At 71.5% G+C, this 7,626-nt stretch carries 6 protein-coding genes and 1 pseudogene; 4 read left to right on the top strand and 3 right to left on the bottom strand.

Going from position 1 to position 7,626, the window contains the following annotated elements; translation table 11 throughout:
* The 3 genes and pseudogenes from GRC12_RS02130 to GRC12_RS02120 all read left to right on the top strand — a co-directional run.
* Positions 1-219 (top strand): annotated as a pseudogene (locus GRC12_RS02130) (hypothetical protein); the annotation flags it as partial.
* A gap of 15 nt (positions 220-234) precedes the next feature.
* Positions 235-999 carry a DUF4239 domain-containing protein gene (locus GRC12_RS02125; RefSeq protein WP_208776883.1) on the top strand — a complete coding sequence of 255 codons (765 nt, stop codon included), beginning with the start codon at positions 235-237 and terminating at the stop codon, positions 997-999.
* A 212-nt stretch (positions 1,000-1,211) separates the two neighbouring features.
* The gene (locus GRC12_RS02120; protein ID WP_208776882.1) at positions 1,212-1,739 is read left to right on the top strand and encodes a hypothetical protein; all 528 of its coding nucleotides are present in this window, start codon (positions 1,212-1,214) and stop codon (positions 1,737-1,739) included.
* 135 nt (positions 1,740-1,874) lie between these two features.
* Here GRC12_RS02120 and GRC12_RS02115 read toward each other — a convergent pair whose 3' ends face one another.
* On the bottom strand, positions 1,875-2,363 hold the full coding sequence (locus tag GRC12_RS02115; RefSeq protein ID WP_208776881.1) for a hypothetical protein: 489 nt from the start codon (positions 2,361-2,363) through the stop codon (positions 1,875-1,877).
* 332 nt (positions 2,364-2,695) lie between these two features.
* Here GRC12_RS02115 and GRC12_RS02110 point away from each other — a divergent pair, with 332 nt between their 5' ends.
* Positions 2,696-3,358 carry a class F sortase gene (locus GRC12_RS02110; RefSeq protein WP_208776880.1) on the top strand — a complete coding sequence of 221 codons (663 nt, stop codon included), beginning with the start codon at positions 2,696-2,698 and terminating at the stop codon, positions 3,356-3,358.
* A 29-nt stretch (positions 3,359-3,387) separates the two neighbouring features.
* Here GRC12_RS02110 and GRC12_RS02105 read toward each other — a convergent pair whose 3' ends face one another.
* Both GRC12_RS02105 and lysX read right to left on the bottom strand, forming a co-directional pair.
* A complete protein-coding gene (locus tag GRC12_RS02105) occupies positions 3,388-4,227 on the bottom strand; it encodes a polysaccharide deacetylase family protein (protein WP_208776879.1) in 840 nt (279 codons plus the stop codon).
* Between the two features lie 93 nt (positions 4,228-4,320).
* Complete coding sequence (gene lysX / locus GRC12_RS02100) at positions 4,321-7,599, bottom strand: bifunctional lysylphosphatidylglycerol synthetase/lysine--tRNA ligase LysX (protein ID WP_208776878.1); 3,279 nt, start codon at positions 7,597-7,599, stop codon at positions 4,321-4,323.
* Positions 7,600-7,626 lie beyond the last annotated feature (27 nt).

The raw sequence follows: 7,626 nt of genomic DNA, 5'->3' as shown, positions 1-7,626 counted from the left end.
CCCCCGCCTCCACCGGCACCGACTCCACCTCCATCGCCGAAGCCGACGCCGCCTCCGCCAAAGCCCGCCCCACGCCCGTCGGTGACCCCGGTGAGCTATCCGCACTACCGGCCGCCGGCCCCGCACCGGCCCACGCACGACGGCCCGTCGCCGCTCACCTTCGTCCTGCTCATCACCGCACCGGCCGCGATCGCCGTCGCCGCGCTGCGCCCCCGCTGAATCTGGAGGCACCCCTTGCCGGACTGGCTTGTTCTCACCCTCGCGATGCTGGCCGCCTGCGTCGTGGTGGTCGTCATCACCCTCGTACGGCACAAGGCGGCACCCGACGACGAGGACCCCAGCGAGACCCCGGACGTCATCGAGTACATGACGATGTGGATCGGCGTGGTGTACGCCATCGTCCTGGGCCTCGCCATCGCCGGGGTCTGGGAGGGCCGCAGCGCCGCCCAGGACCATGTGCAGGCTGAGGCGATGGCGTTGCACGAGATCTCGGAGCGGGTGCGGGTCTATCCGCCCGACGTCCGTGACCACATTCGCGCCGATGTCAACGCCTATGCCGGACACGTCGTCGCGGTCGACTGGAAGGCGATGGCCGACCACGGCGAGGTCACCGCGCGCGGTGATGAGCTCTTCCGGCGCATCCGCGAGGACGTCACCGACTACCAGCCGAAGAACGACTTCGAGGGGCAGGCCTACCAGCCGCTGCTGGACCAGGTGACCGCGGCCGATCAGGCGCGTACCGCCCGCGCGGACTCGCTGGGGGCCACCATGCCGGGCGTGGTCTGGTTCGGGCTGCTGTCCGGGGCCGTCATCACCATCGGGATGATCTTCGCCCTGCAGATCCGGCGGACCGGACGCGAACTGATCCTGGCCGGGCTGTTCTCCGCCCTGATCGCCTTCCTGCTCTTCCTGATCTGGGACTTCGACGCGCCCTACAGCCGCGGCATCACCGCCTCGGCGGAACCCTTCCTGAATCTCTTCCCGCACCTCAAGGGCTGACAGGCCCTCACCTGACGGGCCACCCGGACGACACCCGCCACGCCGCGCGTGTCCCCTGGGTGGCCCACACGCGTGCCCCATTCGCCCGACTGCGATCGCGCAGGCGCACACCTGTTCCTAGCGTTTCGGTCATCGAGGTGCATTTGTGGCGCAATCTCATGGCGCAAGCGGAAAAGGTCCGCGGCTGCTCCTCGGGGACCGGAGGATCCACCATGCGCGCGATACGCGTCGCTTCGGCCGCACTGCTGGCCGTCAGCGCCCTCGCCCTCTCCGCACCGGCCGCCCTCGCCGGCACCATCGCACCGATCACACCGTTCGGCTTCAGCGTCCTGCCCTCGACCGTCGTCCCGGGCGGTGAGGTCGCGCTGCAACTCCACCGCGACGGCGGCTGCAGAGGACCGGCCACGGTGAGCTCGGCGGTGTTCGACACGGTCACCATTCCCCGGGGCAGCTCCGTGGCCGTGGCGACCGTCGACTGGGACGCCAAGCCGGGGGCGGTCTACCAGGTGACGTTCACCTGTGACGGGGCGAGCGGCTCCACGGGGCTGACCATCGCGGGCGGCCGGCCGGTGGGCCCCACGCCGGTGCCGGTGAACCCCGTCAACCCCCACCGCGGTGTGCACGCCGGTACGGGTGGCAGCATCGCCGGGTTCGACCTGAAGGAGATCGGCGTGGGGGCCGCGCTCATCCTGGGCTCCATCGCGGCGGCGTACCACTTCTCGCACCGCCGCGGCGCCTGACGCAACGCCTTGGTCCCGGATCCTCGACGGAATCCGGGACCAAGGCGTCTCACGTGCGATCGGTCCTGCGAATCGGTCCTCCCAAGAGAATGGGTCCTCCCAAGGGGTGCAGGGTCAGACCCGCGGGGTGCGGGGTCAGATCCGCCGCTCCGCCCTGCGGCGCATCCAGAACACCCCGCCGCCGACGACGGCCGCGGCCACCAGCCCGCCGCCGATCGCCACGTCGGTCGGTGTGGCCCCGCTGGAGCTGCTGCCGCCGAGACCGCCCTGGACGCCGCCGATGACGGAGAAGGCCGCGGGGTTGATCACGGTGCCGTTGGCGCAGACGACGCTGATGCTGTGCGATCCCTGGCGTGCGTCACGGTTGACGGTCGCGGTGCCCGTCGCCAGGGTTCCGTTGCGCGAGGTCAGCTGGATCGGCCGGAAGGCGTCCGAACTCGCGGTGGCGGGGGTGCTGCAGTTGTTGACGGTGATGGTCAGCTGCCCGCCCCGGGCGATGACGCTGGGCAGGGCCACGATGTTGCTCGGGCTGGGCATGCCGTCCCGCGCGACGGACGCGGGGGCGGCGATCCCGAGGACGGCGACCGCGGCGGCCGACGCCGCCAGGGCACGAGTGGTACGCATGTGATCCTCCGCGGAAGACGCCCCGGGACCCGTCCCCGGTCGATCGGCGAGAAAGCGTCTCCCAGAAAGACCCTCAGATGTCGTGCACGCGCGCGCATTTCGGCGCTGGTCCGTCCTGGTGAGAGGACACGCCGACCGATTACCGCACAATCGGATATCGACGCAGGTCACACGCCGTCAGAAAATTCCTGGGGACGGCAACTCGGATGGCGCACCCAAGACACGCGGGGCACCCGTTCGCACCTCAGCCGTCGCCGGTTCCACACGCGCCGCTTAGCGTTCTCGTATGCGCGAATGACGGGGCGACGGCCGCGTCGAGAGGGGAAAGTCGAATGTCTGCGTTCGAGCTGGCCGAGGAAGAGGAGGAGCTGCGCCCGAAGAAGCGTGCTCCTTGGGGCGTGATAGCGCTTGTCCTGCTGACCGGCCTCGCCCTCATCCGGAACGGGTCGGGGGAGTTCGACGTGGGTCCGCCGCAGCCCGCCTCGGCCGCCGCGGCGGACAGCCGTGTCCCCGGCACCTTCCGCAGCGTCCAGGCGTTGCCCTACGCCCAGCCCGACCGGGTCAGGATCCCGGCGATCCGGGTCGACGCGCCGGTCACGCCGGTGGGTCTGGACCCCGACGGCTGGGTGGCGGCGCCGCCACCGGAGGACCCGAACCTGGCGGGCTGGTTCACCGGCGCGGTCTCGCCCGGTGAGAAGGGGACCGCGGTCGTCGTCGGCCACGTCGACAACAAACAGGGCCCCGCCGTGTTCTACGGCCTGGGGGCCCTGAAGAAGGGAAGTCGCGTCGAGGTCGCGCGGAAGGACGGAAAGACGGCCGTTTTCGAGATCTACGGCATCGAGGTCTTCGCGAAGGCCAACTTCCCCGGAGACCGGGTATACGGTTCCAAGGGCGCCCCGGAACTCCGGGTCATCACCTGCGGCGGCGGTTTCTCCAAACAGCACGGTTACGACGGGAATGTCGTCGTCTTCGCCCGTCTGGTCGAGGTCCGCTGAGAATTCCCGACCGGACGGGCGAATTCGGCTCACGCGTCGGGGCGTCTGGGCACGGTGAGGTGGTAACCGGAATCGAGAAGCTCGGGCAAATACTCCTTGAGCGCCCGGACGCTCTGGGAACGGTCGCCCCCGGCGTCGTGCGAGAGCACGACCACGCCGGGGGCGGCGCCGTCCTCGACCCGGTGGACGATGCTGCGGGTGCCGGGCGTGGTCCAGTCGAGGGTGTCGACCGTCCAGGCGAGCGGTTCCATGCCCAGGTCGGCACCCAGTTGGAAGGCGGCCCGGTTCCAGGCGCCGTAGGGGGCGCGGAACCACTGCGGCTTCTGGCCGTAGGCGTCCTCGATGACGTCACTGGTGCGCTTCATCTCGCTGCGGATCCTGGCGCGGGTGAGCGTGGTCAGCAGGGGGTGGGACCAGGTGTGGTTGCCGACGACGTGCCCCTCGTCGGCCATCCGGGCCAGCAGGTCGCGGTTCCAGTCGGCCTGCTCCCCGCACACGAAGAACGTCGCGTGGACCTCGTACTTGGCGAGGGTGTCGAGGATGTGCGGCGTGTAGCGGGGGTCGGGGCCGTCGTCGAAGGTCAGCAGCATGGTGCGACCGCGGCCGGACATGCGCAGGAACGGCTCGTGCCGGACCGGGAGCGGGGCGTGCGCGGCCCGTGGGGGCCCGTAGCCGGTCAGGGGCTGCAGGCGGTAGGCGGAGGGCTTGAGCACGGCGCGTGCCCGCGGGCCGGCGGCGGGAGCGGCGGCCCTGCGGGCCGGCCCTTCTCCCCCGCCCAGCGCGACCGCGCCGGCGGTCCCGGCCGCGCCCAGGGCGGCGGCTCCGGCGAGCAACGCCCGGCGCCGCGTGAGGAACTGATCCTTCTTCATGTGTCATCACTCGCCCGGCACCGCACCGACGCCCCCCAGCAACACCGGTCCGGCCCCAGGAATCCACCCGCTCGGCCCAAGCCGTGCGAGGGTTCAGCGGCGGCGGACCAGGGGGAAGGGCAGGGTTTCCCGGATCGTCAGACCCGTCAGGAACATGATCAGGCGGTCCACGCCGATGCCCAGACCCCCGGTGGGAGGCATCGCGTATTCGAGGGCGTCGAGGAAGTCCTCGTCCAGTTCCATCGCCTCGGGGTCTCCCCCGGCGGCCAGCAGGGACTGGGCGGTCAGACGGCGCCGCTGCTCCACGGGGTCGGTCAACTCGGAGTAGGCCGTGCCCAGTTCGGTGCCGAAGGCGACCAGGTCCCAGCGTTCGGCGAGACGCGGGTCGGTGCGGTGCTGGCGGGTGAGCGGGGAGACGTCCGTCGGGAAGTCCTTGTAGAAGGTGGGGAGTTGGGTCTTCTCCTCCACCAGGCGTTCGTACATTTCCAGGACCACGTCGCCCCGGCCGTCGTCGGCGGTGTACGGCACACCCGCCCGGTCGCACAGCCCGCGCAGCCGCTCCAGTTCCGTGTCCGCGTCGATCTCCTCCCCGAGTGCCTCCGAGATCGCCCCGTGGACGGTCCTGACCGGCCACGCGCCCGAGATGTCGTACTCCTTGCCGTCCTTGCGGGCCATCGGTGAGCCGAAGGCGGCGGTGGCCGCGCCCTGGATGAGTTCGCGAGCGAGGTCGAGCATCACGTCGTAGTCGGCGAACGCCTGGTAGGCCTCGAGCATCGTGAACTCGGGGTTGTGCTTGTAGGAGACGCCCTCGTTGCGGAAGGTGCGGCCCATCTCGAAGACCTTCTCCAGACCGCCCACGCACAGCCGCTTCAGGTACAGCTCGGGGGCGATGCGCAGATAGAGGTCGAGGTCGTAGGCGTTGATGTGGGTGGTGAACGGGCGGGCGTTGGCGCCGCCGTGGATCTGCTGCAGCATCGGGGTCTCGACCTCGAGGTAGCCGCGGCCCAACAGCCCCTGTCGCAGGGCCTGTACGGCGGTGGACCGCGCCCGGATCACCTCGCGGGCCTCGGTGCTGGAGACCAGGTCGAGATAGCGCATCCGGACCTTGGCCTCGGGGTCGGCCAGCCCCCGGCGTTTGTCGGGCAGCGGGCGCAGGCACTTGCCGATCAGCTGCCAGTCGGTGACGAAGACGGTCGGTTCGCCCTTGTCGCTGGTGCCCGCGTGCCCGGTGGCGCTGATGTGGTCGCCGATGTCGATGTCGGCGGTGAAGCGGTCGAGAGCGGGGCCGGACCGCTCGCGGGTGAGGGCGAGTTGGTGATCGCCGGACCAGTCGCGGAGCACGGCGAAGACGATGCCGCCGAAGTCCCGGACGAGCATGATCCGGCCGGCGACGGTGACGTCGTCGCCGGGCCGGACCTCGGCGAGGGTGTGGGTGCGCGGCGGGATGCCGACCGGGTAGGCGTCGGTGCCGTCGGCGGACAGCCTCTCGAGCTTGTGGTGGCGGACGCGGACCTGTTCGGGCAGGCCGGCCAGGGGGTCGTCGGGCCCGGCCTCGTCCCCTCCGGCGAGGCCGAGCGCCGACAGCGACGGCAGGCCCTCCGTGGTGGCGGGCCTGGACGCGCCCTTCGAGTGCCCTTTTCCCCAGAGTTTGCGCAGGGACGGTACGGAAACGAAACCTTCGGCGATCCCGGAGGCCAGGCCGATGCGGGCGAGGGCGCCCGTGTCGCCGTAACAGATGAAGCGGGGATACCACTCGGGCTGGTACTTGGCGTTGGAGCGGTAGAGCGCCTCCAGTTGCCACCACTTGGAGAAGAACAGCAGCAGGCGCCGCCACAGCCGCAGGACGGGGCCGGCGCCGATGCGGGCACCCTCCTCGAAGGCCGAGCGGAAGACGGCGAAGTTGAGGGAGATCCTGCGCACCCCCAACTTGGGGGCGGCGGCGCACAGCTCGGCGACCATGAACTCCATGACGCCGTTCGGGGCGCCGCGGTCACGGCGCATCAGGTCGAGGGAGATGCCGTCGCGGCCCCAGGGCACGAAGGAGAGCAGGGCGAGCAGTCGGCCATCGGCGCCGATGGCCTCCACCAGGAGGCAGTCTCCGTCGGCGGGGTCGCCGAGCCGGTCGAGGGCCATGGAGAAGCCGCGTTCGGTCTCGGTGTCGCGCCAGGCGTCGGCCTTGTCGACGACCTCCTCCATCTCCTCGTCGCTGAGGGTCGCGTGGCGGCGGACCCGGGTGGTGGCGCCGGTGCGGCGGACGCGGTGCACGGCCTGCCGGGTGACCCGCATGTCGCGGCCGTCCAGGTCGAAGTCGGCGACGTTGAGGATGGCCTCGTCGCCGAGTTGGAGGGCGCCGAGTCCGGCGCGGGCGTAGGCCTTGGCGCCGTCCTCGGAGGCGCCCATGGCGGCGGGCACCCAGGCGTGCAGGCGGGCCACGTCCAGCCAGGCGGCGATGGCGTGCGGCCAGGCTTCCCGGTCGCCGACGGGATCACCGCTGGCCAGGCAGACGCCGGCCTCGACCCGGTAGGTGACGGCGGCCTTCCCGCTGGGCGAGAAGACGACGGCCTTGTCGCGGCGGGTGGCGAAGTAGCCGAGGGAGTCCTGCTCGCCGTAGGCCTTGAGGAGGGCGCGGATGCGGGGCTCCTCGTCGCCGTGCAGGGCGGACTCCATGCGCTGGGAGCGGAAGAGGGTGGCGGCGGCGTTGAGCAGGGCGAGGGCGCCGAAGAGGCCGAGCAGGAAGAACAGGGCGCGGGGCGGGCGGCCGTCGAAGGACCGGGCCGAGACGAGGCCGCCGCACACCCGGTTGGCGGCCCAGGCCAGGCGCTGGCCCTCGGGCAGGGTGCCGGGGAACAGCTCGACCAGGCCCCAGCCGGCGAGGATGCCGAGGGCCAGGCCGAGGAGCAGGACGCCGACGGCGCGGCGGACGGCGGCGCGGCGGGAGGCGGCGTAGAACTCCCCCCGGGCGACGATCAGCAGGCCGAGCAGCAGGCCGCAGACGACGAGGGACGGGACGGAGGCGGCGTACAGGCCGAGGGACACGCCCAGGGCGTCGGTCAGGACCACCAGGCCGAGATAGACGACGACCAGCCACCAGGCGATCTTCTTGCGGGCGGCGGTGGCGCCGGCCAGGAGGAAGAGGAAGACGGCGTAGGCGAGGTTGGCGCTGATGGGGACGATCAGCAGGTCGAGGAAGCGGACGACCGGGCGCAGCAGGGCGCGCAGTGGCGGGATCACGGCCAGCAGGGCGCAGAGCAGGCCGAGGGCGCCGAAGAAGGTGGCGAAACCCTCGGGTACCCGGCCCAGTCGTCCGGTGCCGGGCGGGCGCCTCCGGCCCGCGCCGTCCCGGGGCGGGGATGCCTGCGCTGTGGCACTCATGGTTCCGACTGTAGGAAGAGCCCGGCC

It is taken from the genome of Streptomyces griseorubiginosus (assembly GCF_017614965.1).
Lineage (GTDB): Bacteria > Actinomycetota > Actinomycetes > Streptomycetales > Streptomycetaceae > Streptomyces > Streptomyces griseorubiginosus_B.
The sequence above is the reverse complement of the archived record's forward strand: the minus strand, read 5'-3'. Positions and strand labels throughout refer to the sequence as shown.